Consider the following 23825-nt stretch of genomic DNA (forward strand, 5'->3'; position numbering starts at 1 on the left):
AGTTACTCTTTTTAGTAATTAGCTTTAGTTATTAACTTTAGTCACTCGCTATGAGCCAGTAACTACTTAAGCAAACACCCAATCGTTCAAATCACAAAAATAGAAAGGATTCAGAGTGAATGTAGCGCTATTAAGTCATACCGATACCGCCAATGCGAGTAAGGCATTAAGGTATTTTATCGATGGACTTTCAAACGATTTAAAATCACTACCTGTGGTTTATATCGCTTCAGAACCTGATGCACAAAGGCAATTTTTTAATCCTATTGCCGATTGTTATCGTCAACTTGGGTTTAATACTGTTCAGTATGTGGAACTAGAGCAGGACTTTGATGCCCAAGCAACGTTAAAGGTTTTAAGAGCGGCTGGTTTGGTTCATTTATCGGGTGGCGATACGTTTCGATTTCTATATTGGCTAAAGCAACGAGGGCTTGATAAACAGCTTTATCATTTAGCTGAAAATGGCTTACCGATTGTTGGCGTCAGTGCTGGTGCAATGATATTGACGCCAGATATCAGTAGCGCCATATTATGTGGTGATACAAATTCAATTGGGTTGGCTAACACATCAGCGCTTAATATAGTGCCTTTTCAATTTGTACCACACGTTAAAAACCCGCAAGAACCAACTGCTCAAATAATGGGTTTTGTTGCCCATACCCAACAAGACTTATTATTGTGTTCAGATGATGATGCGGTAATACTTCACAGTGGCTTGTTAACGACTGAATCTAGCTTAATATCAAAAAACATACATTACTTCGGCCAACCTAATTTAGTACAACAAGCCTAAAAAAGTGGGGCATTAAGCCCCACTAACATGATGTTTATGACTTGCTAATATGGCCTAGAACTTAGGTTTATATTCAAAAGCCGCTTGGGCTTTACTGTCAGTAAATACTTCAATAACCTGCTTTTTGTTAAACAAGCTGTTGACGATATTGTTAGGGAAAGCTTGAATACAGTTATTAAAATTAGCCACATTTTGGTTAAAAATACGCACTGCAGCACCGACATTTTCTTCTTGCTCAGTAATTTCCCCCATAAACTTGGCGAAAGACTCAGAGGCTTTAAGTTCTGGGTATGCTTCCACAGCGACATTGATGCCTTTGATTAATTCTTGTGATGCTTTATCAACCTGGCTTTGCAGTTTCGGGTCAATATTATTATCTTGCAGCGCATTAATACCTTGACGTAATGCGGTGATTTTAGGCAGCAAATCACTTTCGTAATCTTTGTGCTCTTGCAGAACACGATCAAGTTCAGGGATGATTCGGCTACGTTGTCTTTCTTGCGTTAACACATCAGCCCAACCGCGTTGCACTGCGTTATGCTCTTTAACAATGGCATTGTAAATGGTGAGCATAATAATCGCGATAACAACAATGACGGCTAATATCACATACGACATTTCCATAGTGGTTCCTTATTTCCTAGGTTAGGTTGTGTGTTTAATGATTTGGTTAACGAAGCCAAAGATACTATTCACTGTGAACAGAGAAGTGTCATTAAGCAACTCTTGTTTAAATTTTTCTGGTTCAGTGATGTCATAATCCATAGCAGGATTGAGTAAGTTAGTATTGTGTTGATTGATTAATAAGCTTCCATCATGAGCAAATTCAATGGTGAGATTTTTTAGTTTATTATTGAGTTGTTCACATGCCACTACGACAGCTGGCTCCAGAAACTTAGCCGCATCGAACTCAGATTGTGCTTGAACATGGAAGGCTTTTTCAAACTCTCTTGATGCTGGCATAAAGCGTTGTGACCAGCGTTTTGATAATCTCGACTCACTCATCACTAAGTGGGTGGTTTTATTGATAGGTGGAATGATGACACCTTGTCGATAGTAATGATCGTATACGGTTCTAGTACGTGTTCGAGTGCCACCTTTGCCGTCAGATTCAGTATAGGTTTCAGTTCTTCTATCCACATAATGATGATAAACCACAGATGCTCGGATTAACCCGCTTTCTGCATGAAAATCAATTTCTTTACCCCATTCTACTTTTTGAGAGTAATTACCTCGATTAAAGTCGACAAACTTGTTTTCTGCATCCTTTAAAAAACCGCTATCGCAATCTCGCATATTGTATAGGTGTTTTAAGGTTTCGTCCCTTATGAGGGTTGAGACTTTTTTAATTTGGCTGCGGCGGTTAAAAAACTGCCAAATTGGTATAATTAGTGTGATGATACAGACTGCGAAAACGGCATAATCCAGGTCAGTATAGCGGTAGTAATAAGTTAATTGCTCTAGGTAAAACCAATATCCAATCCCGCTAAATAAGGCTATAGCGATAACAATGAATAAGTTAGTATTGTTATAAGACAATTGGTTTGGGTAATGAATTGCTGTATCTAATGCGTCTTTAATGACATCAATAGAGCTTGAGTGGCTAACTTGGCTTTTGAGTTGCTTTAAAAATTGACTTAGAGATTGATTATTTGCAGGTTTCTCAGTGGTATTTTTAGGCGTATCGACTGGCGACTCTTGAGGCATGTGACATCCTTGTGGAATTTAATATCCATATATTACTCAGCCATTTTAAACTGTAAAGTATTGTTTTATATAAATTGAGATACATTCGTTTACAAAGCGCACCCTTACCAATTCATCTATTTATTTTAAAGGACAGTCAATGCCAAAGCTTCAATCATTTGACCATATCCATATTTACGTTAAGAATCGACAACAAGCAGTGAAATGGTATCAAGCGGTTTTAGGTTTCTCTGTTGTTGAGTCATTGGCGTTTTGGGCTGTTGATAAAGGGCCATTAGTGGTCGCACATGAGGATTTGCATTTAGCTTTATTTGAATCTGAACTTCAAAAAAGAACCACGGTCGCTTTTGGTGTTGATGCGGCAAACTTTTTATTATGGCAACAACATTTAACGACCCATGAAGTGACATTTGTGGTGAGCGACCATGATATTTCATGGTCGCTTTATTTTAGCGATCCTGATGGAAATCCATTTGAGATTACAACTTTTGACTATGAAAACGTCGTCAATAACACCTCTGCTAAAAAAGAGTGATAAATCAGGTTAGCCATTAAGTTACGTCAGCCCAATAGGCGAGTAAGATAAAAGCGTAGAGGAATATATGACCCCTGCAATTAATTTATTAGAAAGAGAAGGGATTAGTCACCAAGTGCTTAGCTATCAACATGAAGCTAGTGCACAATCATATGGCGACGAAGCGGTAACTAAGTTAAACCTGTGTGCTGAGCAAGTTTTTAAAACCTTGGTGGTGCAGTTAGATAATGGAACATTAGCTGTCGCTATTACGCCCGTTTCTTCAAAGCTTAATTTAAAACAAATGGCTAAGAGTGTTAGGGTTAAAAAAGTTGTAATGGCAGATAAGCAACGGGTTGAGAAAGCCACAGGTTATGTTCTAGGTGGGGTTAGCCCGTTAGGGCAAAAGAAGCGATTACCGACTGTGATTGATGTGAGTGCTGAACAATTTGATGTCATTTATGTTAGTGCAGGTAAGCGCGGTCTAGAAATCGGTTTATCGCCAATATCACTTTGTGCGTTAACTCAAGGTTCTTTTGCGAGTATCACGCAATAATCGTAATGTTAGTGCAATAGCTTGAAGATTTTTAATCGCCAAATGGCAGTGCTTTACTTTTAGGAATGGAATATGAATCTAGATAAATCAAGAAAGAGAATCGCTAAAAAAGTAAAAGCAGGTTTTAAAGGTTATCCGCAAGTTAATATCATCTATCAGGGGAAAACCCAAGATATCGCTGACGAAGTGATAATTGAGTTTGTATTAGATGAAGGAGCTGAGCCGCAGCAGCAATCTTTTAAGAGTAAAGTTGATGTAAGAGAAGATGAGGTGATTCAAACCACACTGGTTAAGATTATCGATCGTGCTGATGCGAAAACGGTAACAGAGGCGTCAAGGCTGATTGCTGCTAACATTTGATCGTTAATGCTCAATTGAGTACATAAAACCAATGGAAATATGTTATCCGTTGATAAAGTCGCTAAATGACAATATTGAACAATAAAAAAGGCTTATCGTTTAGATAAGCCTTTTTTCAATCAATTCATTTAGCATTTTACAAAGTAAAACTTAGAAACTAGCGCCGCTCTGATATACAGAGCAATGCCATATTTAGCTAAGTATTAAGAAGCAATGTAATGAGTGCGTCTTCTACGACGTCTCATTCTACCTTCTTTATCACCATCGTCCGACTCGTTATTAGAATCGTTTGCTGAATCATTAACTGCAGTTTCACCAGATTTTTTGGTCTTAGCGGTAGCTTCGTTACTTTGCGCCAGTTGAGCTACATCATCCGGCGTTTCGGACTTTTTTTCATTTCTCTTAGTGTCCCCCTTGAAGACGGACTTGATGATGCTTGTTACGCCATTAATGCCGGCTTCATCTTCAGCTTGCTTGTCTTCAGAGATATCTTCAGAGAATTCAATTTTGTCAATTTTTGGTTTTGCTTTCTTCGGAGATACGGCTACCGGGTCAAGGCTTTTTGCTGCACTTACTGTATTAGCGGCTGTAAGCTCTTCTGCTGCAGAGTCTTCTGCGGCTGATTTAAGCATACTTTCTGCCAGTGCTTTTTGAATTTGATTACTGATTTCAGAAACATTGTCAGGAGAAAGGCTAGAGCTTGATGCTTTCTCTGGCGCAGGTGCTGCTGGTGCTACAATTGGCGCACTTACTGGGCTATTCGTATTCTCAGCAGCTTGCTTAGCAACGCGTTGATTGAAGTCAGTAGTGACCTCATTAACTTCAGTCTTGGCAATTGATAATGCAGAAATTAGCTCATCAAATGACCCTTTGAAAGAGTTGTACTTGCTTTCAAAAGGATCAATATTTGATTTAACTTCATCAGTTAAGTTAATTGTCAGTTTTTTGTATGTGTTAATTTCCTGCTCAAACTCAACCAGCACGCCTTGAGTTGCTGCCACGCTTTCTTCCATGCTCGCGACTTTAACTTGAAGTGCTTTTTCCTTGGCAGTAAATTCTTCAATAAGATCTTGAGGAATCAATGCTGGCGGTGTGATGACAGGCACAAGGTGGGCAAATTCTTTAATGCAACTTACCGGCTTCCACTGTGTGAATGAAGGGTGCCAACCGTAACAGTTGCCATCTTTCATTAAAAATTCTTTTGCTTCAACTTCGTTCAACGGCCCTGTTACTTGACCATTCTTGGAAAAATACCATTTTTTCATAGTCGTATTCTTTTTATTTAGTTAACAACAATTGTTATATGCCACTCAGATTTAATCAGTTTTTAAGTCGGGTAAAACTTAATTAACTCACACCTGATAAGGTTTTCTGAAGTGCGGCATATTGTTCATTAACGCTACGAAGCGTCGCTTCTACTTTTTCATTCAACTCTTTTGTTGTGACCTTATAACGGCTTGAGTCACGTCCAATATCTGACATTGAAGAATTAATCGTTTTTAGCGTGGTGTCGATTCGGCCAAGGGCTGAATTCAACTCACGTTCCTTAGCGGTAAATCGCTCGATTAACTGTTGTGGGATCTCCGCAGGAGGCGGTGGCGGAGACACTGTAATATCAAATTCTTCAACGTGGCTAACTGGTACCCATTGGGCATAAGACGGGTGCCACGCATAAACATCAGGGTTCGATGCAATAAATTTATTCGAATCAGCTAAGCCTAACGGTCCGCTGATCTCACCATTATTTGAGAAATACCACTCTTTCATAGTCCACTCTTATCCTTAATCGTGTAGTAAGCTAAAGTTTTATGAATACAATCAACAGCTTTGGTGATTTCAAAATATAACGAAGGAAAACGTCAGCTTGCAGGGTTAAAAAAAATTAAACCGCATATCATACGAACTGGTTACATTAACCTATATTCGTTAACATATCTACTTCGAAATAGTTAAATTTTCAAGTTTTTATTGCTGAGTAAATTAGCAGGAGCTATTAGTGTTCAAATGAGTGTTTAAAACGATTGTATTATTCGAAGTCGGCATTAACTTCAAATGTCATTGCTACATTGGTGTGTGGGTGGGTAATGGATAATAGTTGAGCGTGTAAATGTAACCGCTGTTCTGTTTTACCATATAAATCATCACCTAAAATTGGCATGTTTAATCCCAGATGATGTGCACAATGTACTCTTAATTGGTGGGTACGCCCAGTTTTAGGGTATAAATGTAATAAACTCTTGCCACTTTCTGTGGTGACTTTTTGCCAAAATGTCTCTGCGTGCTTTCCATGTTCATCACAGACGAGCTGTTTTGGGCGATCATCAAGATCTACCCTTAGAGGTAAGCTGATAGTGCCACTATCTTCGGTTACTTCACCGTCGATTTTTGCGATATAGCGCTTGGTGACTGTTCGAGCAATAAATTGCTGTACTAAGTGTTTATTAACCTCTTTTGATAACGCGATTACCATTAAGCCCGAAGTTGACATGTCTAACCGATGCACAATCAATGGTCCAGTTGCATTTGGAAAGCGTTGTTTCATTCTGCTGTATACCGAGTCAGTAATATTTTTACCTGGTACCGATAAGAAGTTAGCTGGTTTATTAACAATCACAATATAGGGGTCTTGATATAAAATTGGCAGCTCAACCCCTTCGGCGGGATTGTTAAGTAACGGGTTTTCATCTACGTTCATACCATCAAGCATATGACCTAAAATAGGCCTACATTTGCCATGGCATGCAGGGTAGTAGTTTTTATGTTGTTTGATTTCTGACTTGGGTGATTCGCCCCACCAAAACTCTGCCATCGTGATGGGAGTGAATTGTTGTTGAAAAGCATATTGTAGTAGCTTAGGCGCAGCGCATTCTCCTGCTGCCGCGGGTGGCTGCTGGTTAGGTGCATCTTTAAATATATGGGTTAAATCTCGGCTTTCACCACGTATATTTAAAAAACGATATTGGGCGAATAGTTTGTGTTGCAGTGTATTCGATACTTGCTTTCGCTGCTGTTTGATAGAATCAATTTGATTTGTCAGTGCGTCTAATTGCTGCTGCACCAAGCCACATTTGTGCTCCCAACTTGCTTTAATGCTGTTGAGTTGATGCTTATCTTGTACGCTTTGTCGACTCAATTCTATCGACAGTGTTTTTTGCTCATCTTCTGTTAGATTGGTCAGACTACTGCGCTTTGCTTTACGAGTTTTACGATTCTCAATCATTTGCTGACGAAACTGTGCAATCTCTTGCTCGGCTTTTAACATCAGCAATTTAAGGTTTTCAGTCAAAGACGCAAGGTTAGGGTCGCTTTGTATAACAGTCAGCTGATGACTTAATGTGTTGACTGCCTCATATTCGTCTTTAAAAAAGCTATCTTGGCTGAGCATGTCAAATACCGGTGGCACAAAATATGGAAGAATATTTTGGTCGGCGACTTTTCCTGAAAATGCGGCCAGAAACCCGAGTTGATTATGAGCATCTTTAACCACGAGAACCCCAAACATTTTGCCAATAACAGGCAGTGATTGCAGCGATTCAGGAGCATGACTTTGCGTTACTCCGAAGTTATGTTGCCAATCAGTCTGGTGCATCAAGTGTTGCTGAAGCTGCTCAGATGCCTTAATGGCTAGTGGGTGTGGCTGATAAAAAAATGGGAAGGTGAATTTTTCTGGTAAAGGGATATCAGCAACCGATTCGTTGAATTGGATGAAACGGGGATCGAGTTCAGACATGGATAACCTTTTACAGAATAAACATCAAAAATATTGAGAAATAGTCAGGTACCATCATCGCTCATGCTTTCACTTATGAAGTGCAAACATTTTAATCATTTAATAACAGAAAAATGAGTTTAACTATAACAATGACGGGCATTGTTAATTTTACCTTGAATGCAACACAAGTGCATCAGTTAACCATAGAATCATCAGTAATAGCGCTGATTGTATATCGATTGCCCAAGCAGATAAGAATATGGCGCCTCACAGGGCGCCATTGACATGTGTATCTCGGCATCATTAAGCTTACTTATGCCGTGAGCAGTTAAGAAGGTTAAGGACGATAAAGCACGCAAACTTTATTACCTGCAGGGTCTTTAAGGTAACCTAAATACAATTTAAAATTTGGCCCCTGTCTGTAACCTGGAAGCTCTTCACAACTTTCGCCCCCATTTGCCAAACCCGCAGCATGCCACTCGTCAGCTTGCTGTTCATTTTTCGCCGTAAAACCGATTGTTGAGCCATTACCATGGCTGGCTGCTTCACCGTTAATTGGCTTGGTTAATGCAAAAACACCTGTATCAGTAAAATAGAAACAGCGGCCTTTTTCGTCAATTTGACCTGGTGCATGACCTAATGCTCCTAACGCAGCATCATAGAATTTTTTCGACTTCTCGATATCGTTTGCACCAATCATAATGTGACTGAACATGTGTATCTCCCTATAGATTTAATAGTAATAATTTACTGAGGTAATTGTTAATGCGCCGCATGTTGTTCAAGTAGCTTGATTGTGTGACTCAATAAAACACCTGTACCAATATCACCATGACCTGGTAATACTTGTTCGCTATCGGCAAATTGAACTTGTAACTGCTTAATTGAGTTTGGCCAAGCAATCAGATCGGCTTCACCGTAGTAACCAAGGGTTTTGCTCGAAAGGCTTTTAACTAAACAGCCTCCATAAAGCAGTTTTGATTCAGGGAACCAGACGACAAGATTATCGTGAGTGTGGCCAGCACCGACAAAATAAACTTCGATTTTCTGGCTTAAAAAGTCGAACTGACCGGGCGTAAACTGTTGCTTTGTCTTTGGGCGGCCTGCTTTTTCTAATAGTTGGTTAGTGTGCGTCGATGCGTAAGTGTCAACGCCAATGCTATTGAGATAGCCCACACCTGCAGTTCTGTCTTCATGGGAATGAGTCGATACACTTGCTGTTAATGTTAAGCCTTGATGTTCAACCCATTGCACCAATTTAATTGTGTCTGCTTCACTCCAAGGAGTATCAATCAAGTAGGCATCTTTGCCTTCGATAAAAATAAGCCCATTTGAGCCAACAAACCCAAACTGTTTGGTTTGCATGAAAGACTCATGCAGGTAAAGATTGTCTGATAATGCCGATATTGAAAGTTCACCATGCTGGCTTGGTTTTAATGCTAAAGGCAACGTTGGATCTGAACCGTTAAGGGAGGCTGCATTTGCTTTAGCGGCCATTGTGGGTTGATTGACTTGTTCGGCGAAAGTGGGCACTGCGATTATTGAGCTCAGCAGGACAATCAATATTAGAGTGCCATGGATAATTGGGGTCATAGTTAAAATGCCATTATTGATAACGCTTTATTAGCATGGAATAAAATGACCTTTAGCTTACCGTTTTTAATCTAAAACAACAGCTCATTATTGATGAGCTAAAAACAATTTTTTTACATCGACTTTGGCTTGTATTCTTGAGGCGAGTAAATAAATGCCTGCAAGTTTACGATGGACAAAAATAGCGTCAGTTGGCGGGGTATGCCATTCATCTTGTTTGGTACTTAATGACTTGGCTGCATCAGTAATACGTTTAGCAAGATTGCTACTGGCAAAATCGTATGGACCTTCACTTCGCAATGGCTCGCAAGCTTGATAAAAAATATCAACGATAAAGGCTTGTTGCTCTGGAGTGATACTGTCTTGAAAAAATCCAATTGATTCGGCTGCACTTGTCATGAGTGCTTTATCACTTGTCATTGCACCTTGCATCAGCATTCGGTACCCATTAGACAGCGTCTTAGTAATTTTTCTGGTGGCACCGAAGTCGAGTAATACAATGCTACCTGTCTCTTTTTGGTACATAAAATTGGCAAAGTTGGGGTCGGTTTGCACCAAAGAAAAAGTAAACAGTTCATCTAAAAACAATGCTAATAGATCAGTCGCGACTTTATCTCTGTCTAGCTGAGGTAATTCGCTGACGGATTCAATCGGTACACCTTCGACAAACTCCATAACAAGAATACTGTCAGTGCTATGTTGTTCATATAGTTTAGGAACGATAAATCGTGTGTCGTTAGCGACCCATTGTTGATACTCTTTTAGCAATCTTGCTTCGTAGCTGTAATCAGCCTCGTGATGCAATTGTGCTTTGGCTTCAGTCAGTAATTTATCAAACTGCACATTGTCGGGGACTAGCTGTGCTACTTTGAGTAGGGTGGCAACGTTATCAATGTCGCTGTCAATGCTGTCTTTAATACCTGGATATTGGATTTTTACCGCCAGTTTTTCACCTGAATCAAGATAGGCTTGATGCACTTGACCGATAGACGCTGCTGCAAATGGACGTAACTCAAATTGAGCAAATGGCGCAAGCCAATCATCACCCCATTGCTGCTTTAGCGTAGCAACCAATTGCTTGTGAGGCATTGCTTTAGCATCATCACGAAGTCTAGCCAGAATGTCGCTGAGTTCTTTGGGAAGTAAATCGCCAGTATCCATTGAGAACATTTGGCCAACTTTCATGGCAGCCCCTCGAAGCTGCGCTAGCTTTTCTGCGACTTGAGTCAGGTTGTTAGGGGTAAGTACCAGTTGTTGAAATGTTGGCTTTTGCCCTTTACTCAGCTGTTTTGCACCTTCCACGAATACATTGCCTGCAAGGCGAGAGGCTAGCCCGCCTATTTTGGATAGTCTAGATAACCGACTGCTGGGAACACTGGCAACTTCTTTAGACATAGTGACAACTCATGTAATTAATGGATTCAGCAGCAACATCAACTTAATGATGCTGACACTGTATCAAGAATGGGAGACTCAATGTCTATCAACATGCAGTTTAATAGCTTATGAGTCTTTATTTAATTATAAATAACAATACGATTATTAGTGAATTTAGATCAATCAGTTAATCGTAGGGAATTGGGTGAGGTAATAAGACGGTATGAATAAAGCCAAGCTAACACCTATGAATAAGCTGTAACCCTCATCAAAAGATAATTGCTGGTCTGCAGTGAAATGAGGAGTATCGAAAGAGGTAGGTAATTATGAATACGAATGACAATAGCGATTAACATACCCAGCATAAAAGCTGGGGCAACAAAGAAGGTTTTGTTGCCCTAAGCTATTGATTAAAAATCTATTGTGTCTTGCCAACCTAAAAGGACACTTTGTAAGCCATGCTTTTGCTCATAACGCTCAAGTTTTTCAGGGCTTGCATCACTTAATGCCAATTCTCGATATTTTTTGGCAAATTTAAGGGTGCGTAGAAGCTCTTGATAAAAGTGTTTTCCTAAATCTCGGCGTATGGCATCGGCTAAGGTTTCAGGTAGTTGAGATAATGCGCGTTCGGTATGGTTTTGAATCGACTCAGTGCTAAACCATTGCTCATTAAGCTCTATTTTACGTAAACGCTTTTTCATGTCTTCACGTACTTTGGCATCATCAAACATGATGCGATACAAGACGGCTTCAGCCAGCACACTTTCAAGACCTAAACTGAACAGTGGATCGAGCTCAGTTTTTGCATAAAAGGTTTCAAGTAACACTTTGGTGGCTTCTTGGCTGCGATGATCTTGTAGCGCTGATTGATAATCTTGCCAACCTAGCCATTCTTCAGTGTCGGGTGGTGTAGAGATTTTCTCTAACAACAGTGGATTAATATCACCATAAAGCGATTTATCACTACCGTGCATGTGTTTACTGACAACGGTCAACATGCTCCAGCCTTTTTGAAAACACTTCAACACACCATCAGGTGTTTGCAGCAAGGCAACTGAGCCTGCAGGCTCTTGGCCCGTCAGTGCAATAAGTCCAAGGCTCACAACTCCAATAACATCATGGCCTGCTTGCTCAAGTAGATGCATTTTATGCTTGTTATAAAACTTATCAGCCAGTTTTAAACTCATTAAAATCGCTTTCGATTTTATTTGAGTGATGTGCTCATCAGTTAATCTTTCTTCTGTGCGCCCATATTCTAGTACTCTACTAAAGTAAGGGCCTTGGTTATTATCACGTAATGCTAATTGCATTAACTCGATTCCTTAATCAAGAAAAGTAAACATATCGTCGACTTCGGCGTATTCATCAGCCACTTCGTTTTTCTCTTTAGCTTGCAGTACAAGCTCATTAACGAACTTACCAATAATTTGTTCCCATCCAGAACTTTCATTACGGAGTAAGTTTTTAATCGAAGAGGCCACGTCTGGCGCAATTTGTTTAATTAACGCAAGCAAGCTACGCGGATCATCAATCGCTAAACTATGTGCTTCTTCATCTGCCTGCCAGTTGCTATAACCAACGGTTTCGCCGTCATCTTCATCGTCAAAGCTTTCGTAAATACTGTTGGTATCTTGCTCGGCTGAAGGCGATAAAATTAACTCGATAAACGGAATAGAAAGGTAGAATAACCCTGCAGGATCTTCTGCAATACATTCTAAAATCGCCGCTTGTTTTTCTTCGGTACCCTGAATACGGATAAGGTAAGTTAAAAACTCAAATGTATGATGCATAAGCTCATCAGCATTGGTTTTAATTTGTTCTTCCCAATATAAAGGTTGCTGACAAACGATGTCGCGAATTTGTTCAGGCGTCATTAACTCCGACATAATTGACGGACATGAAATATCATGATGACTGTTAATCTGCGTTAATGTCACAATGTCCATATGTTCAATAACATCAACAAGTTGATCGTCTGACATCGTGTTTGCAATGATTTCGAATCGCTTACTGGCTTGTTGTGGCTCGACATCAGCTAGATCTTTTATCTCTGCTGCGGTGAGTTCAATAAGATTGTTCATTATCGCTCCTCGTCATCATATTGGTCGTAATAACCTTCTTCATCGCTGTCATCATAGTCCCCATCATCATTGTAGGGATCATAGCCGTCATCATTAGTGTCACTTGCCTCATTGGCACTAAAAGATTTACTTGGAGCAACCACATTATCTTGAGTATTCAGCAGGTAAACCACTGCGCAGCTTTCTATTAATAGCTCTTCAGAATATTTTCGTACCGCTAACACTAACGGGACATCAGCGTTATTAAATTGAATCGTTACCTTAAACTCATCCCAGCTAGGTAATTCAGCGTTAGCAATCCATGACGCCCATTTGGTTTTGGCTTCATCTGAAAAGCGAACACGATTGAATAGTGCAACAGGCAAATATTCTGGCACGGCTGCTAACATCGATGGATCGGCTAATAAAATCTCTTTCATCGAATCGGTGAATTTTGCTAAAGCTTCAGGGCTATCGGGATCGTTATACGATTCGATATTATCGAAGGCATTATTCTTTAACTCATTAATACGAGAGATATTAAGTGGTTTGCTCATGGGTTTCTCAAGAATAAAATTGGTCCCACAGCTCGGTCATAGCAGCTGTTGGGTTGGTCACGATGACATTATTAAAATCTTTAATAAATGCCGTTCTTAATTTTTTATCAGATAACACATCGTAGGCATTTTTAACCCGGTGCAGTTGCTCGGCTGCATGATGTTTTTCTTCTTCTGAAGCATTAATCAGTTTATCGGGATGGTACTTATTTGATAAACGTTTATAGGCTTTTTTTATTTCGTCTTCTTTGGCACTGGCTTTAACACCGAGGACTGTGAAGTGGTTAATCATATTTTTACCTATGGCGATTGAACTTGGATAGACTGATGCTATCCCACTAAATTATGATTATTTGGTTAGAAATAATAACAGAAATACAATCATTTCCATAAAACTATCAGCTAGTTTAGCTTAATTCAAAATACAGCGGGCAATATTGAATAAAAATAATACAAAAAGTGCTGTTATTGCTTTTTGTGAATAGAAACTGAGGTTATTAAAGTGCGTTAATACAGCTCTTTCTTGAATAACGTAAACTGAATTAACGCATGTAAGGTGTGGAGAGCTTACACATCAAAGCGCACTTGGCGCTTGATGATGTATTTAGATTACTGCTGGTGCTTGGTTGAAGAGTCACTTTGCTGGTTATCAATTAATGCCATTAATACTGGTACTAACTGGTTAACGATTCCTACGCAAAGGCTTAGTGCTGCAACATGTTCCCAACCCATTTTATACTCCTTATTGACTGCCATTAGTCACTATTTGTGATGGATATACCAAGCTAGTTTGCTTTGGCTTTCCTTGAATTCACAACCAGAATATAAAACGTTGGACAATGAGATAAGTGAGCTTTGTCATGAGTGCCAATGACATTTGTCATGAGGTCGTTCGTTGCCTTTGAAACTGAGTTTATTCAAGTTATGCATGAAGCACTAGCACTTATGAAATACTCGTTTTTATCAAGCACTACTTATCTAGCCTAAGCAATAATTAATGTTCAAAACCTAACTCAAATTCACATTACTTTATGAGTTTGAGTAACGCCTTGAAACGCTCACCTGTGGCTTGATGTTGCAGCTCAAATAAACATGATTCGGTATTGGTGAGAAAGGCGCCTTTTTGCTGCATCATTTGTAGGCCTAATTGTTTATTGTCTTGGCTGCGAGATGACACCGCATCGGCAACCACATGAACTTGATAACGATTAGCCAATAAGTCTTGGCAAGTTTGATACACACAAACATGGGTTTCGATGCCTGCTAAAATAATATTGTTACGATTGAGCCTTGCTAGCTGTTGCTGAAACTCATGACAATGCCAAGCACTAAAGTGCGATTTAGGGATAGCTTGCGTTGTTTTAGTTAATAGTGAAGCTAATGACTCGGTGGTCGAGCCTAATTTATCTGGTAGTTGTTCGACCCATAAAATGGGAATATCAAATAACTGTGCCCCTTGAATAAGCGTTTCAAGTTGCTGATGTAATTGGGATGACTGCTGCATGATTTGTGCAAGTTTGCCTTGAACATCAATAATGACTAATACTGACTTTTCACTTGTTAACATAAAAATCCCTCAGGTTAATCTGCCAATGTGCACCATTGTTTTGACTATTCTTGCACCAGTAAACGCTAATTTTTGTGTTTCGCCTATTGTCGATAAGTCGAAGGAAGGAATCTGTCTAGGACGACATTGAGCTTGCTGCATTAGTGTTCATTTTGGGTTATTAATATTGACAAATAGCTGAGTCTTCAAGGATTAGGTAATGAAAAAACGTATTGTAATTTGTGCCGATGGAACTTGGAATCGGCCGGAAAAAAACCAAGATGATTACCCGACTAATGTGCTAAAAATGGCGAGAGCAATAAAACCTATTGCTGAAGACGGAACACCTCAACAAGTTTTTTATGATTGGGGTGTTGGCTCGTATTATGACTCGTTTTCTGGAGGGGTTACCGGTAAAGGCGTTCATAAAAACATAATGGATAACTACCGCTATATCGTTCAAAACTATCAAGATGGTGATGAGATATATTTATTTGGCTTTAGCCGTGGCGCTTATACCGTAAGGTGTTTATGCGGTTTGATTAATAATTGCGGTATTTTAAAACGTCCTGATGCTAACTTAATTCAACAAGCATTTAATCATTACAAAACCAAAGCTAAGGCCTATAAACCTAGCGGTGAAAAATCAATTCAATTCAGAAACAACCACAGCCACCCATCTAGAGAGGTCAAGTTTGTCGGTGTATGGGATACTGTGGGGGCGATGGGAATTCCATTTTCATTTCTAGGGTTATTTGATGATAAAGATGAGTTTTACGACACTAAGTTAGGCCGTAACGTTAAAGTCGCAAGGCATGCCATGGCTATTGACGAAATAAGGAGTGACTTTGAACCCACCATTTGGGAAAACAACAGTGATATTGATATTGAGCAAGTTTGGTTTGCTGGGGTTCATTGTGATGTGGGAGGCAGTTACTCGCCAGATCAAGATCAGACGTTATTGAGTGATATATCCCTACAATGGATGATTACGCAAGCAAATTTGCAATCCCTTAGTACGGAACCGCACTTAACGGATTCGCTTAATCCTAACCCCCAAGCAAGTAAACACAACTCGAAGAAGCATGTCTATCGGATCCGTGGTGAGTATATACGTGGCATTGATAAGGCTGGTTTGCCAGCCCAAATACATGAGTCGGTTAAGGTACGTTGGGAGCAAGATAGTCAATATCGACCGAAAAATTTAGTTAACTACATCAAGCAACACGACTGGCCGACTAATTTGGTTGACTAAATAGTGAAATAACCTCGGTCAGCTTGGCGTAATTAACCACCACATTATTTGCCGAAGTGAGTTAGTATAATGGGGCGATGACTTCGCGAATGTTGTTAATAAATATCATAAGGATACCCATGTTGTTTCTTACTAAATTGAGCCGTATTTGGGCAATAACGGCACTCGTATTGATGACGTCAGTAACACTCAATACAGCCAATGCAGCACAAGAAACACATCTGTTAGGCAAGGCAACAAGCAAGGTAATAGACACTGCTATCCCCCAGAAAACAGCTAAGCGTGTCATTGCCTTATCTCCTCATGCAGTAGAAATGTTATTTGCCATTGGTGCAGGCGAGACAATAGTTGCAACCACGGACCATGCTGATTTTCCTGAAGCAGCCAAAGCGATTCCGAGTATTGGTGGTTATTACGGTATTCAAATGGAGCGCGTTATTGAGCTCAATCCAGATCTTATTGTTGTTTGGCAAAGTGGTAATAAGCTGGATGATATCAATCAATTAACCCAATTAGGCTTTAACGTGTTTAATAGCGATCCTAAGAGTTTAGATGATGTCGCCAAAGAGTTATTGCAACTTGGTGAGTTAACTGGCCATCAAGAAAAAGCACAACAAGCCGCTGATGAGTATCGATTACAGCTTAGTAAAATCAAAAAAAGTAACGCCCAAAAACCAGCAATAAAGGTATTTTATCAATTATGGTCTACGCCCTTAATGACAGTATCTAAAGGCAGTTGGATTGAACACATTATTAGTGCATGTCATGGCGAGAATGTGTTTCTTGATGCTGCGAGTGAATACCCACAAATCAGTGTTGAAAACGTATTACTCACCGATGCAGAAGTGATTTTACAAAGCCAAGATGAAGGCAATATTATTGGTGTCGATTGGTCAAAGTGGCCTGAATTACCAGCAGTTAAAAACAATCATATCTACCAGCTTAATGCAGACTTACTGCATCGAGCCTCCCCCAGAGCCATCTTAGGTGTGCAAGCATTATGTGCAGCCTTAGACAACGCCAGAGTCAACTGATGTGAAAAAAGTGTTCTATTCCATTTAGCTCCAACAGTCATCGCTTCTTTTGAAAAGTGTCCACTCGGACACTTTTTTGTTTTTCGGACACTTTCAAAGGTGTCCGCGGACACTTTTGTGAAATTTAGTTATCACTATAATTGCTTAAATTATTGAAAATAATCGATATTTAATTGTTGGCATAGCTTGTGCTCTATAAGCGTCATACATTCAACGATATCGTGAGTGACCGAAAAGCGGACAACCTTTGTGTCCATTTATTTTGCTAAGGTCACAGCAACGAATTTCAAGGAACTGAAATGATTAAAGATACAAGTGCTCAAGACACAGTGGTGACACCGACAATGGGTCGTAAGGTTCGCCTACCTATGGTGCTAGGACTTGCTGGATTACTAACGAGTGCCTTGGTATGGGCAAGCTTAGGTCACGATAGCAGTATTCGCTCTGTTGAGAGTAAAGACTTACGCATGGCGACGATCACTCGTGGCACCTTAGTCAGAGACATTGCGACCACAGGTAAAATCGTCGCCGCTAATGCCCCAGTGCTATACAGCACAGAGCAAGGTGTGGTCACTTTATTGAGTCAACCAGGTGATGAAGTAGAGCAAGGCCAAGTGGTTGCTCAAATTGATAGTCCAAAACTTCGCAGTCGTTTTCAGCAAGAACAATCGGTCTTTGCAGCAATGGAAAGTGATTTGGAACGTGCCAAGTTAGATGCACGACGCGAGCAACTTCGAGTTAGCCAAGTGCTTGATATGGCGAAAGTGGACTTAGAAGCGGCAGACAGAGAAAGTCGCCGAGGTGATCAACTGATTGAAAACAGCCTTATTAGCCGAATTGATTTTGAAAAAGGCAAAGATGAGCTGCATAAAGCCAACTTATTGCATCAACATGCATTACAAGAAGTTGATTTAATGCGAGATACGCTGACATTTGAATTGAAAAACCGTGCGCTAGAAGTCGACAGACAAGCCTTAGTGGTAACCGAGCTTGCCCGTCAAATTGCGGCATTGGATATTAAAGCACCAGTAAAAGGCATTATCGGTAATTGGCTGGTGGAACAAAAAGCCCGTATTGGAGCGAGCCAGCCAATGTTAACTGTGGTGGATTTAAGTGCTTTTGAAGCAGAACTTGCAGTACCGGAATCATATGCTGATGACTTAGGTATAGGAATGGATGTTGAACTGAGCTTTGGCAGCGTCACCGTAATGGGGCATTTATCGTCTATTTCACCTGAAGTCAGAAATCGTGAAGTAACAGCAAGAGTGCGCTTTGAAGCGATTGATAGTTTGTCATTGCGTCAAAACCAACGTTTATCAGCAAGAGTGTTACTTGAAAATCGTCCTAACGTATTGATGGTTAAGCGAGGAGACTTTCTTAATCGAGGCGGTGCTACTGCGTTTGTCATGAATGACGATATGGTGCAAAGAACAGCAGTGACTTTAGGTGCACGAAGCATGAGTGAGATTGAAGTTATCGACGGCGCTAAAGAAGGTGATGTATGGGTTATTTCAGGCACCGAAACCTTCAAAAATGATACGCAAATTCAAATTAGATAATCACAGATAAGTGACTTGGACTGTACAAGTAAGGATCTCAGGATGAAATTATTACAAAGTAAACCAATGACAGGCTTTATTGCTCTGATGTTATTGAGCTTAGCGGTGAGTTATCGCATTGATGAAAGCTTCAATTGGTTGTCATTTAGTTTCCACATTATCGACTTAACGGATCAACTATCAGAGCAAGTGAGTTATGGTCTCACGAATGACATGGTAAAGATTTTATTTGAATTAGATTTTCCAACAGCACTGCAAATCATAGTGCATTTTTAAGCGCGAATTCACCGATTAATTGAATAAACAAAAATTGGCAAAACACAGAGCCAATAAGACAAGGACAGACTCATGTTATCAATGAAGAATATTAGCAAAGTATTTAAAACGGACTTAGTAGAAACCCACGCATTGCGTGACTTTAATCTTGAAGTGAAAGAAGGCGAATTTGTTGCAGTGACTGGTCCATCAGGTTCAGGTAAAACTACCTTTTTAAATATCGCAGGTTTGCTTGAAGGCTTTACATCGGGGGAGTTCAGTTTAGACGGTGAAAACGTGTCTAATTTGAGCGATAACCACAGTGCTAAAGTTAGAAATGAAAAAATAGGATTTATTTTTCAGGGCTTTAACTTAATTCCTGACTTGAATCTTGCTGAAAATGTTGAAGTGCCATTACGCTACCGTGGTTTTAATGCAGCTGAACGTCAACGCCGTGTGAAATCGGCACTCGAGCAAGTGGGTTTAGGCGCAAGAATGAAGCATTTACCGACGCAATTATCGGGCGGACAACAGCAACGTGTGGCCATCGCGAGAGCGTTAGCAGGCGAGCCACGTTTTTTGTTAGCAGATGAGCCAACAGGTAACTTAGACAGTTTAATGGCTAGGCAAGTGATGGAATTACTTGAAGATATTAATCAACAAGGTACCACCATCATTATGGTGACCCATGATGCAGAGTTAGCAAGACGATCACAGCGTAATATTCAAATTGTAGACGGTCAGGTATGTGACTTTTCTATGTATCAAAAGGCTGACCAATCTGTTGTTGCTGATCTGCAGCAAGTTGCTAACGCCAGTCGCTAATTGAAGCAGGAGAGAAGCTTATGTTTTTTTATTATTGCGATCTTGCTTGGCGCAGCATCAAGAAAACCCCAATGTTATCCATGTTAATGGTGCTGGCCATTTCCATCGGCATTGGCATAACGATTACCACCTTGAACGTGTATAAAACGATGTCGCATAACCCTGCAGGTGATAAGAGTAGTCAGATAAATTCGATTCAGTTGTGGAGTCAAGGCCTGGATACCTGGGATGACTTTCATTCAAATCTTACTTACACCGACGTGATTAATCTGCGGAACAACAATCAGCTGGAATTAAAAGCAGCGTCGTATCGTACAGGTCTTGCAGTTCAATCTGAGAATCCTGATATTCAGCCGTCATTAAAAAGTGTGCGGATTACTGATCGTGACTTTTTTAACATTTTTGATGTGCCGTTTTTATATGGGCAACGCTGGGATAAAAGTGTCGATAGTCAGCCAGCTTATCAAGTGGTGATTGGAGAGACCCTTAATCAAACATTCTTTAATGGTAACAACAGCGTCGGTGAAACCTTGTATTTGAATCGTAAACCCTACCAGATCGTAGGGGTGATTAAAGATTGGAATCCTCAGCCTAAGTATTACGACCCGACCAATGGAGCATTTAATGATGCAGAAGAAATTTTCATTCCATTTTCACTAAATGAGCAAGAAGAGTTTGATGTGTGGGGAAACACCAGTGGCTGGCGTTTCGAGCCGATGCTTACTTACCAAGACCGATTAAACTCAGAAAAAACGTGGATCCAATTTTGGACATTTCTTGCAACAGATGATGACAAATCTGAGCTAGCGACTTGGCTTACTCATTACGTCGAGCAGCAACGCAATTTAGGGCGATTTACTGATACGGCAAAAAGTGCAGCCGAGGCGTTTCAAATTAGTGATGTTGCCTTATGGCTTGAAAATAATGATGTCGTGCCAAGAGATAACAAGATTCTCGTAGGATTAAGTGTGCTGTTTTTGAGTGTATGTTTGGTCAATATCCTTGGCTTATTACTGACTAAGTTTTTAAAACGTGCTCCCGAAGTCGGCGTTCGCCGCGCTATTGGAGCAAGTAGAGCGCAAATCTTTAGCCAATATATGGTTGAGGTTGGTTTGATTGGCTTTATTGGTGGAATTATCGGTTTGCTTTGGGCGTGGGGCGCATTGACTGTCCTTCATGCAGAATTCAACATGGAGCAAAGCGTTACAGGGCTTGATAGCAGCATGTGGATTATTACGCCATTAATTGCCATTTCTACCGCTGTATTAGCAGGGGTGTATCCAGCTTGGGTTGTGTGCCGCACTAAACCCAGTGTGTATTTAAAAGCTCAGTAGTAGAGAAGGAATTCAACATGTTACATATTAAGCCAATATTATCGAGTTTAATGCGCAGTAAAAGTGGGCCTGTGCTGTTGTTATTACAAATCGTGTTATCGGTCGCCATTGTTGCCAATGCGAGTTTTATTATCCATGAACGCTTAACCATGATGCAGCGTGATTCTGGTTTACTCGAGGAGCAAATTTTAACCTTTAACGTTTATAACTTTGACCCTGCAATTGATAATGTGCTGCAAAACGAAGTTGACCAGCAAATTTTACGTAGCTTGCCCAATGTCATAGAGGCAAGCTCAACTAACATGGTGCCACTGAGTGGCAGTGGTTGGATGGACCGCTATGTTGATAGTGCAGATGAAAATACAGCAGAAAGTATGCCTGGATTTGCTTTGTATTTAGGTAATGAGCACTTACTGAATGTTATGGGATCTAAACTGGTAGATGGGCGTAATTTTCGTCCTGAAGAAATTAATACTCAGTTAGATCAAAGTGGCATGCTCGCAATAGTCTCAAAACCTTTAGCTGAGGCGTTTTGGGGGGATGAGTCGCCTGTGGGTAAAACCATGTACCAAGGCAAACAGACGATCGAAATTATCGGCGTGGTGGATAAATTACAAGGCGCCTGGGTGAATCATGAAAACTTTGAATATAGTGTGATTCAAAATATTGATTTTGGCGGCGGGTTTAAAAACAAAACCTATATGGTGCGTGCGCTTCCTGAGCATATACCCGCTCTGGAAGAAGTGATAATAAAGGCATTTCATGCAGAAAACCCAAACCGTGTAATTGATGGCTTTTCATCACTAAGCGAGACCAAAAAAGGCGCTTATAACAATCATAGATTGATGGCGACATTATTAAGTATGATGGTGATATTGTTACTTTTGATTACCGCGCTCGGATTAACAGGTATGGTCATGTTTAATATTCAACGCCGCACGAAACAGATTGGAACTCGTCGCGCTTTAGGTGCTAAAAAGCGCGATATTGTTAATTACTTTATGGTTGAAAACTACCTTATTTGTATAGCGGGTGGACTGATTGGTGCCATGCTGGCATTGCAGTTAGGTCAACAATTAATGAGTTTGTATAATTTACCTATGCTGCCAGTCACTTATCCTATTGCAGCGGTGATAGGCTTATTGCTAGTGACCACATTAGCGGTAATGCTTCCAGCATTAAAGGCGGCTAAGATTTCTCCAGCGATGGCGACGCGCAGCGTTTAATTTGATGTCGCTAAATTAGCCTGCTCGTATCTTGGTAAGATATAGGTTAGCGTATTAACTCGATAACTAAGTTACATAAATAAGCTCGATAAATAAGAATGATGGGAAGTATGGACAGTATTTTAGTCGTAGATGATAACAGTTCAATTTGCAGCGCATTAACGTTAATGTTGGACATTCATGGCTATAAAGCACTGAGCTGTGAAACGCCAGAACAAGCATTGGCTATTGTGGAAAAACAAGATATTAGCTTAGTGATTCAAGATATGAATTTCACCCGAGATACGACCTCGGGTGAAGAAGGCAAACAGTTGTTTTATACCTTAAGACAACAGCAGCCTAATCTGCCGATTATTTTGATGACAGCATGGACGCAACTTGAAACTGCAGTTGAATTAGTTAAAGCCGGCGCTGCAGATTACATGGGTAAACCATGGGATGATGCCAAGCTGCTCACGAGTATCAATAACTTACTGTCCATTTATCATCTTTCTAAACAAAATAAACAGCTTGCTAGAGTCGACTCAGAGCGCATGAGTGTGATTAATAACGCTGATTTATGCGGCATGGTGTTTGGTAGTGGAGCCATGCAGCGCTGCATAGACTTGGCCTTACAAGTGGCCAAATCAGACGTTTCGGTGATGATTACCGGGCCTAATGGCGCAGGTAAAGACAAAATTGCCGATATTGTTCAAGCCAACTCTTTATTAAATAAACAACCCTTTATTAAGGTTAATATTGGTGCATTACCAATGGACCTATTAGAGGCTGAACTATTTGGGGCTGAAGCAGGAGCGTTTACTGGCGCGAATAAAGTCAGAATAGGGCGTTTTGAAGCGGCAGATGGCGGCACTTTATTCTTAGATGAGATCGGTAATTTACCTTTATCTGGGCAAGTTAAGTTGTTACGAGTGCTGCAAACCGGCGAGTTTGAACGACTTGGCAGTCACCAAACTCGCAAAGTGAATGTGCGGGTTATCAGTGCGACGAATGCTGATTTAGCCGACGATATCGCCAAAGGGACTTTTCGTGAAGATTTGTTTTATCGACTCAATGTGATTGAGTTACCTTTGCCGCCATTGAATCAGCGTATTGATGATATTTTGCCGTTAGCGCAGCATTTTGTGGGTGATGGATTTACGTTTGAAAAAACCGCTCAACAGGCCTTGTTAGCCCATGCTTGGTCAGGCAATGTAAGAGAGTTAGAAAACGTGTGTAAAAGGGCGGTGCTACTTGCTACCAACGCTGTTTTAACGGTGGATGACTTGGGGCTATTACCTTCAACAAACTCATCGTTTTCCAATGTGAAAATAAGTGAACCTGTAACAACATCGACTTTTACACCTAAGCAAGGGGTACCATCACAGGAAAATGGTGAGCATACTCAGCAAGCACCTCAACAAGTGAGTGCCGCTCAAGTTGAGCCTGATAAACAACAGATTGAGCAGGCGTTGCAGCATCACAATGGTGTTATCGCCAGAGTGGCAAAATCCTTAGGGTTAAGTCGCCAAGCGCTATATCGCAGGATGGATAAGTATGGTTTATCCTCAAAATGATAATCC

26 protein-coding genes are annotated in these 23825 nt (G+C 40.4%); 12 read left to right on the forward strand and 14 right to left on the reverse strand.

The genetic code is table 11. The features are described from left to right. The first annotated feature begins 115 nt into the window (after window positions 1–115). Window positions 116–793 (forward strand): Type 1 glutamine amidotransferase-like domain-containing protein, encoded by a 678-nt coding sequence (locus J8L86_RS08065; protein ID WP_211029799.1) that lies wholly within the window; start codon window positions 116–118, stop codon window positions 791–793. 54 nt (window positions 794–847) lie between these two features. Here J8L86_RS08065 and J8L86_RS08070 read toward each other — a convergent pair whose 3' ends face one another. Then, window positions 848–1417, reverse strand: a complete 570-nt coding sequence (locus J8L86_RS08070; protein WP_065108694.1) for a LemA family protein — start codon at window positions 1415–1417, stop codon at window positions 848–850. Between the two features lie 21 nt (window positions 1418–1438). Then, complete coding sequence (locus J8L86_RS08075; protein WP_211029801.1) at window positions 1439–2500, reverse strand: DUF3137 domain-containing protein; 1062 nt, start codon at window positions 2498–2500, stop codon at window positions 1439–1441. Window positions 2501–2639: 139 nt separating this feature from the next. Between J8L86_RS08075 and J8L86_RS08080 the strand changes: the two genes are divergently transcribed. From J8L86_RS08080 to J8L86_RS08090, 3 genes are all read left to right on the forward strand, one after another. Next, window positions 2640–3035 (forward strand): VOC family protein, encoded by a 396-nt coding sequence (locus J8L86_RS08080; RefSeq protein WP_055023642.1) that lies wholly within the window; start codon window positions 2640–2642, stop codon window positions 3033–3035. A gap of 67 nt (window positions 3036–3102) precedes the next feature. Then, window positions 3103–3570 carry a Cys-tRNA(Pro) deacylase gene (gene ybaK / locus J8L86_RS08085; protein ID WP_065108692.1) on the forward strand — a complete coding sequence of 156 codons (468 nt, stop codon included), beginning with the start codon at window positions 3103–3105 and terminating at the stop codon, window positions 3568–3570. A 72-nt stretch (window positions 3571–3642) separates the two neighbouring features. Then, on the forward strand, window positions 3643–3930 hold the full coding sequence (locus tag J8L86_RS08090) for a hypothetical protein (RefSeq protein WP_065108691.1): 288 nt from the start codon (window positions 3643–3645) through the stop codon (window positions 3928–3930). A 203-nt stretch (window positions 3931–4133) separates the two neighbouring features. Here J8L86_RS08090 and J8L86_RS08095 read toward each other — a convergent pair whose 3' ends face one another. From J8L86_RS08095 to J8L86_RS08145, 12 genes are all read right to left on the reverse strand, one after another. Continuing rightward, the gene (locus J8L86_RS08095; RefSeq protein ID WP_065108690.1) at window positions 4134–5195 is read right to left on the reverse strand and encodes a DUF4339 domain-containing protein; all 1062 of its coding nucleotides are present in this window, start codon (window positions 5193–5195) and stop codon (window positions 4134–4136) included. Window positions 5196–5277: 82 nt separating this feature from the next. Next, a complete protein-coding gene (locus J8L86_RS08100) occupies window positions 5278–5697 on the reverse strand; it encodes a GYF domain-containing protein (RefSeq protein ID WP_055023646.1) in 420 nt (139 codons plus the stop codon). A gap of 259 nt (window positions 5698–5956) precedes the next feature. Then, window positions 5957–7660 carry a pseudouridine synthase gene (locus tag J8L86_RS08105; protein WP_211029802.1) on the reverse strand — a complete coding sequence of 568 codons (1704 nt, stop codon included), beginning with the start codon at window positions 7658–7660 and terminating at the stop codon, window positions 5957–5959. Between the two features lie 319 nt (window positions 7661–7979). Beyond that, a complete protein-coding gene (locus tag J8L86_RS08110; protein ID WP_211029804.1) occupies window positions 7980–8357 on the reverse strand; it encodes a VOC family protein in 378 nt (125 codons plus the stop codon). A 47-nt stretch (window positions 8358–8404) separates the two neighbouring features. Then, window positions 8405–9235 (reverse strand): subclass B1 metallo-beta-lactamase, encoded by an 831-nt coding sequence (gene bla / locus J8L86_RS08115; RefSeq protein ID WP_247663280.1) that lies wholly within the window; start codon window positions 9233–9235, stop codon window positions 8405–8407. Window positions 9236–9322: 87 nt separating this feature from the next. Further along, window positions 9323–10630, reverse strand: coding sequence for an AarF/ABC1/UbiB kinase family protein (locus J8L86_RS08120; RefSeq protein WP_211029806.1), 1308 nt, complete (start codon window positions 10628–10630; stop codon window positions 9323–9325). A gap of 392 nt (window positions 10631–11022) precedes the next feature. Beyond that, window positions 11023–11922 (reverse strand): hypothetical protein, encoded by a 900-nt coding sequence (locus J8L86_RS08125; protein WP_119968432.1) that lies wholly within the window; start codon window positions 11920–11922, stop codon window positions 11023–11025. A 12-nt stretch (window positions 11923–11934) separates the two neighbouring features. Next, window positions 11935–12693, reverse strand: a complete 759-nt coding sequence (locus J8L86_RS08130; RefSeq protein WP_055023651.1) for a hypothetical protein — start codon at window positions 12691–12693, stop codon at window positions 11935–11937. After that, on the reverse strand, window positions 12693–13229 hold the full coding sequence (locus tag J8L86_RS08135; RefSeq protein ID WP_055023652.1) for a hypothetical protein: 537 nt from the start codon (window positions 13227–13229) through the stop codon (window positions 12693–12695). The genes J8L86_RS08130 and J8L86_RS08135 overlap by 1 nt, the downstream gene beginning before the upstream one ends. A gap of 7 nt (window positions 13230–13236) precedes the next feature. Then, window positions 13237–13521 carry a DnaJ domain-containing protein gene (locus J8L86_RS08140; protein WP_055023653.1) on the reverse strand — a complete coding sequence of 95 codons (285 nt, stop codon included), beginning with the start codon at window positions 13519–13521 and terminating at the stop codon, window positions 13237–13239. 317 nt (window positions 13522–13838) lie between these two features. Continuing rightward, the gene (locus tag J8L86_RS21265) at window positions 13839–13961 is read right to left on the reverse strand and encodes a hypothetical protein (RefSeq protein WP_269454721.1); all 123 of its coding nucleotides are present in this window, start codon (window positions 13959–13961) and stop codon (window positions 13839–13841) included. Between the two features lie 292 nt (window positions 13962–14253). Continuing rightward, the gene (locus tag J8L86_RS08145) at window positions 14254–14796 is read right to left on the reverse strand and encodes a hydrolase (protein WP_065108685.1); all 543 of its coding nucleotides are present in this window, start codon (window positions 14794–14796) and stop codon (window positions 14254–14256) included. 199 nt (window positions 14797–14995) lie between these two features. Here J8L86_RS08145 and J8L86_RS08150 point away from each other — a divergent pair, with 199 nt between their 5' ends. The 8 genes from J8L86_RS08150 (at window position 14996) to J8L86_RS08185 (ending at window position 23819) form a co-directional block, all read left to right on the forward strand. Continuing rightward, window positions 14996–16030, forward strand: coding sequence for a DUF2235 domain-containing protein (locus tag J8L86_RS08150; RefSeq protein ID WP_211029808.1), 1035 nt, complete (start codon window positions 14996–14998; stop codon window positions 16028–16030). A 119-nt stretch (window positions 16031–16149) separates the two neighbouring features. Beyond that, window positions 16150–17064 (forward strand): cobalamin-binding protein, encoded by a 915-nt coding sequence (locus J8L86_RS08155; RefSeq protein ID WP_247663281.1) that lies wholly within the window; start codon window positions 16150–16152, stop codon window positions 17062–17064. Window positions 17065–17363: 299 nt separating this feature from the next. After that, window positions 17364–18623, forward strand: coding sequence for an HlyD family efflux transporter periplasmic adaptor subunit (locus tag J8L86_RS08160; RefSeq protein ID WP_065108683.1), 1260 nt, complete (start codon window positions 17364–17366; stop codon window positions 18621–18623). A gap of 42 nt (window positions 18624–18665) precedes the next feature. Then, on the forward strand, window positions 18666–18899 hold the full coding sequence (locus tag J8L86_RS08165; RefSeq protein WP_055023657.1) for a hypothetical protein: 234 nt from the start codon (window positions 18666–18668) through the stop codon (window positions 18897–18899). Between the two features lie 72 nt (window positions 18900–18971). Then, window positions 18972–19703, forward strand: coding sequence for an ABC transporter ATP-binding protein (locus J8L86_RS08170; protein ID WP_211029810.1), 732 nt, complete (start codon window positions 18972–18974; stop codon window positions 19701–19703). Between the two features lie 20 nt (window positions 19704–19723). Beyond that, window positions 19724–21037, forward strand: coding sequence for an ABC transporter permease (locus J8L86_RS08175; RefSeq protein ID WP_055023659.1), 1314 nt, complete (start codon window positions 19724–19726; stop codon window positions 21035–21037). A 17-nt stretch (window positions 21038–21054) separates the two neighbouring features. Then, window positions 21055–22263, forward strand: coding sequence for an FtsX-like permease family protein (locus tag J8L86_RS08180; RefSeq protein ID WP_055023660.1), 1209 nt, complete (start codon window positions 21055–21057; stop codon window positions 22261–22263). A 110-nt stretch (window positions 22264–22373) separates the two neighbouring features. Beyond that, complete coding sequence (locus J8L86_RS08185; RefSeq protein ID WP_211029812.1) at window positions 22374–23819, forward strand: sigma-54 dependent transcriptional regulator; 1446 nt, start codon at window positions 22374–22376, stop codon at window positions 23817–23819. Window positions 23820–23825 lie beyond the last annotated feature (6 nt).

The sequence above is a fragment of the Shewanella sp. MMG014 genome (assembly GCF_018100775.1).
GTDB lineage: Bacteria > Pseudomonadota > Gammaproteobacteria > Enterobacterales > Shewanellaceae > Shewanella > Shewanella japonica.

Coding starts and splice junctions, on each gene's coding strand:
- J8L86_RS08070 (WP_065108694.1), bottom strand. CDS start 1,417: ATGGAAATGTCGTATGTGATATTAGCCGTCATTGTTGTTATCGCGATT.
- J8L86_RS08075 (WP_211029801.1), bottom strand. CDS start 2,500: ATGCCTCAAGAGTCGCCAGTCGATACGCCTAAAAATACCACTGAGAAA.
- J8L86_RS08080 (WP_055023642.1), top strand. CDS start 2,640: ATGCCAAAGCTTCAATCATTTGACCATATCCATATTTACGTTAAGAAT.
- ybaK (WP_065108692.1), top strand. CDS start 3,103: ATGACCCCTGCAATTAATTTATTAGAAAGAGAAGGGATTAGTCACCAA.
- J8L86_RS08090 (WP_065108691.1), top strand. CDS start 3,643: ATGAATCTAGATAAATCAAGAAAGAGAATCGCTAAAAAAGTAAAAGCA.
- J8L86_RS08095 (WP_065108690.1), bottom strand. CDS start 5,195: ATGAAAAAATGGTATTTTTCCAAGAATGGTCAAGTAACAGGGCCGTTG.
- J8L86_RS08100 (WP_055023646.1), bottom strand. CDS start 5,697: ATGAAAGAGTGGTATTTCTCAAATAATGGTGAGATCAGCGGACCGTTA.
- J8L86_RS08105 (WP_211029802.1), bottom strand. CDS start 7,660: ATGTCTGAACTCGATCCCCGTTTCATCCAATTCAACGAATCGGTTGCT.
- J8L86_RS08110 (WP_211029804.1), bottom strand. CDS start 8,357: ATGTTCAGTCACATTATGATTGGTGCAAACGATATCGAGAAGTCGAAA.
- bla (WP_247663280.1), bottom strand. CDS start 9,235: ATGACCCCAATTATCCATGGCACTCTAATATTGATTGTCCTGCTGAGC.
- J8L86_RS08120 (WP_211029806.1), bottom strand. CDS start 10,630: ATGTCTAAAGAAGTTGCCAGTGTTCCCAGCAGTCGGTTATCTAGACTA.
- J8L86_RS08125 (WP_119968432.1), bottom strand. CDS start 11,922: ATGCAATTAGCATTACGTGATAATAACCAAGGCCCTTACTTTAGTAGA.
- J8L86_RS08130 (WP_055023651.1), bottom strand. CDS start 12,693: ATGAACAATCTTATTGAACTCACCGCAGCAGAGATAAAAGATCTAGCT.
- J8L86_RS08135 (WP_055023652.1), bottom strand. CDS start 13,229: ATGAGCAAACCACTTAATATCTCTCGTATTAATGAGTTAAAGAATAAT.
- J8L86_RS08140 (WP_055023653.1), bottom strand. CDS start 13,521: ATGATTAACCACTTCACAGTCCTCGGTGTTAAAGCCAGTGCCAAAGAA.
- J8L86_RS21265 (WP_269454721.1), bottom strand. CDS start 13,961: ATGGGTTGGGAACATGTTGCAGCACTAAGCCTTTGCGTAGGAATCGTT.
- J8L86_RS08145 (WP_065108685.1), bottom strand. CDS start 14,796: ATGTTAACAAGTGAAAAGTCAGTATTAGTCATTATTGATGTTCAAGGC.
- J8L86_RS08150 (WP_211029808.1), top strand. CDS start 14,996: ATGAAAAAACGTATTGTAATTTGTGCCGATGGAACTTGGAATCGGCCG.
- J8L86_RS08155 (WP_247663281.1), top strand. CDS start 16,150: ATGTTGTTTCTTACTAAATTGAGCCGTATTTGGGCAATAACGGCACTC.
- J8L86_RS08160 (WP_065108683.1), top strand. CDS start 17,364: ATGATTAAAGATACAAGTGCTCAAGACACAGTGGTGACACCGACAATG.
- J8L86_RS08165 (WP_055023657.1), top strand. CDS start 18,666: ATGAAATTATTACAAAGTAAACCAATGACAGGCTTTATTGCTCTGATG.
- J8L86_RS08170 (WP_211029810.1), top strand. CDS start 18,972: ATGTTATCAATGAAGAATATTAGCAAAGTATTTAAAACGGACTTAGTA.
- J8L86_RS08175 (WP_055023659.1), top strand. CDS start 19,724: ATGTTTTTTTATTATTGCGATCTTGCTTGGCGCAGCATCAAGAAAACC.
- J8L86_RS08180 (WP_055023660.1), top strand. CDS start 21,055: ATGTTACATATTAAGCCAATATTATCGAGTTTAATGCGCAGTAAAAGT.
- J8L86_RS08185 (WP_211029812.1), top strand. CDS start 22,374: ATGGACAGTATTTTAGTCGTAGATGATAACAGTTCAATTTGCAGCGCA.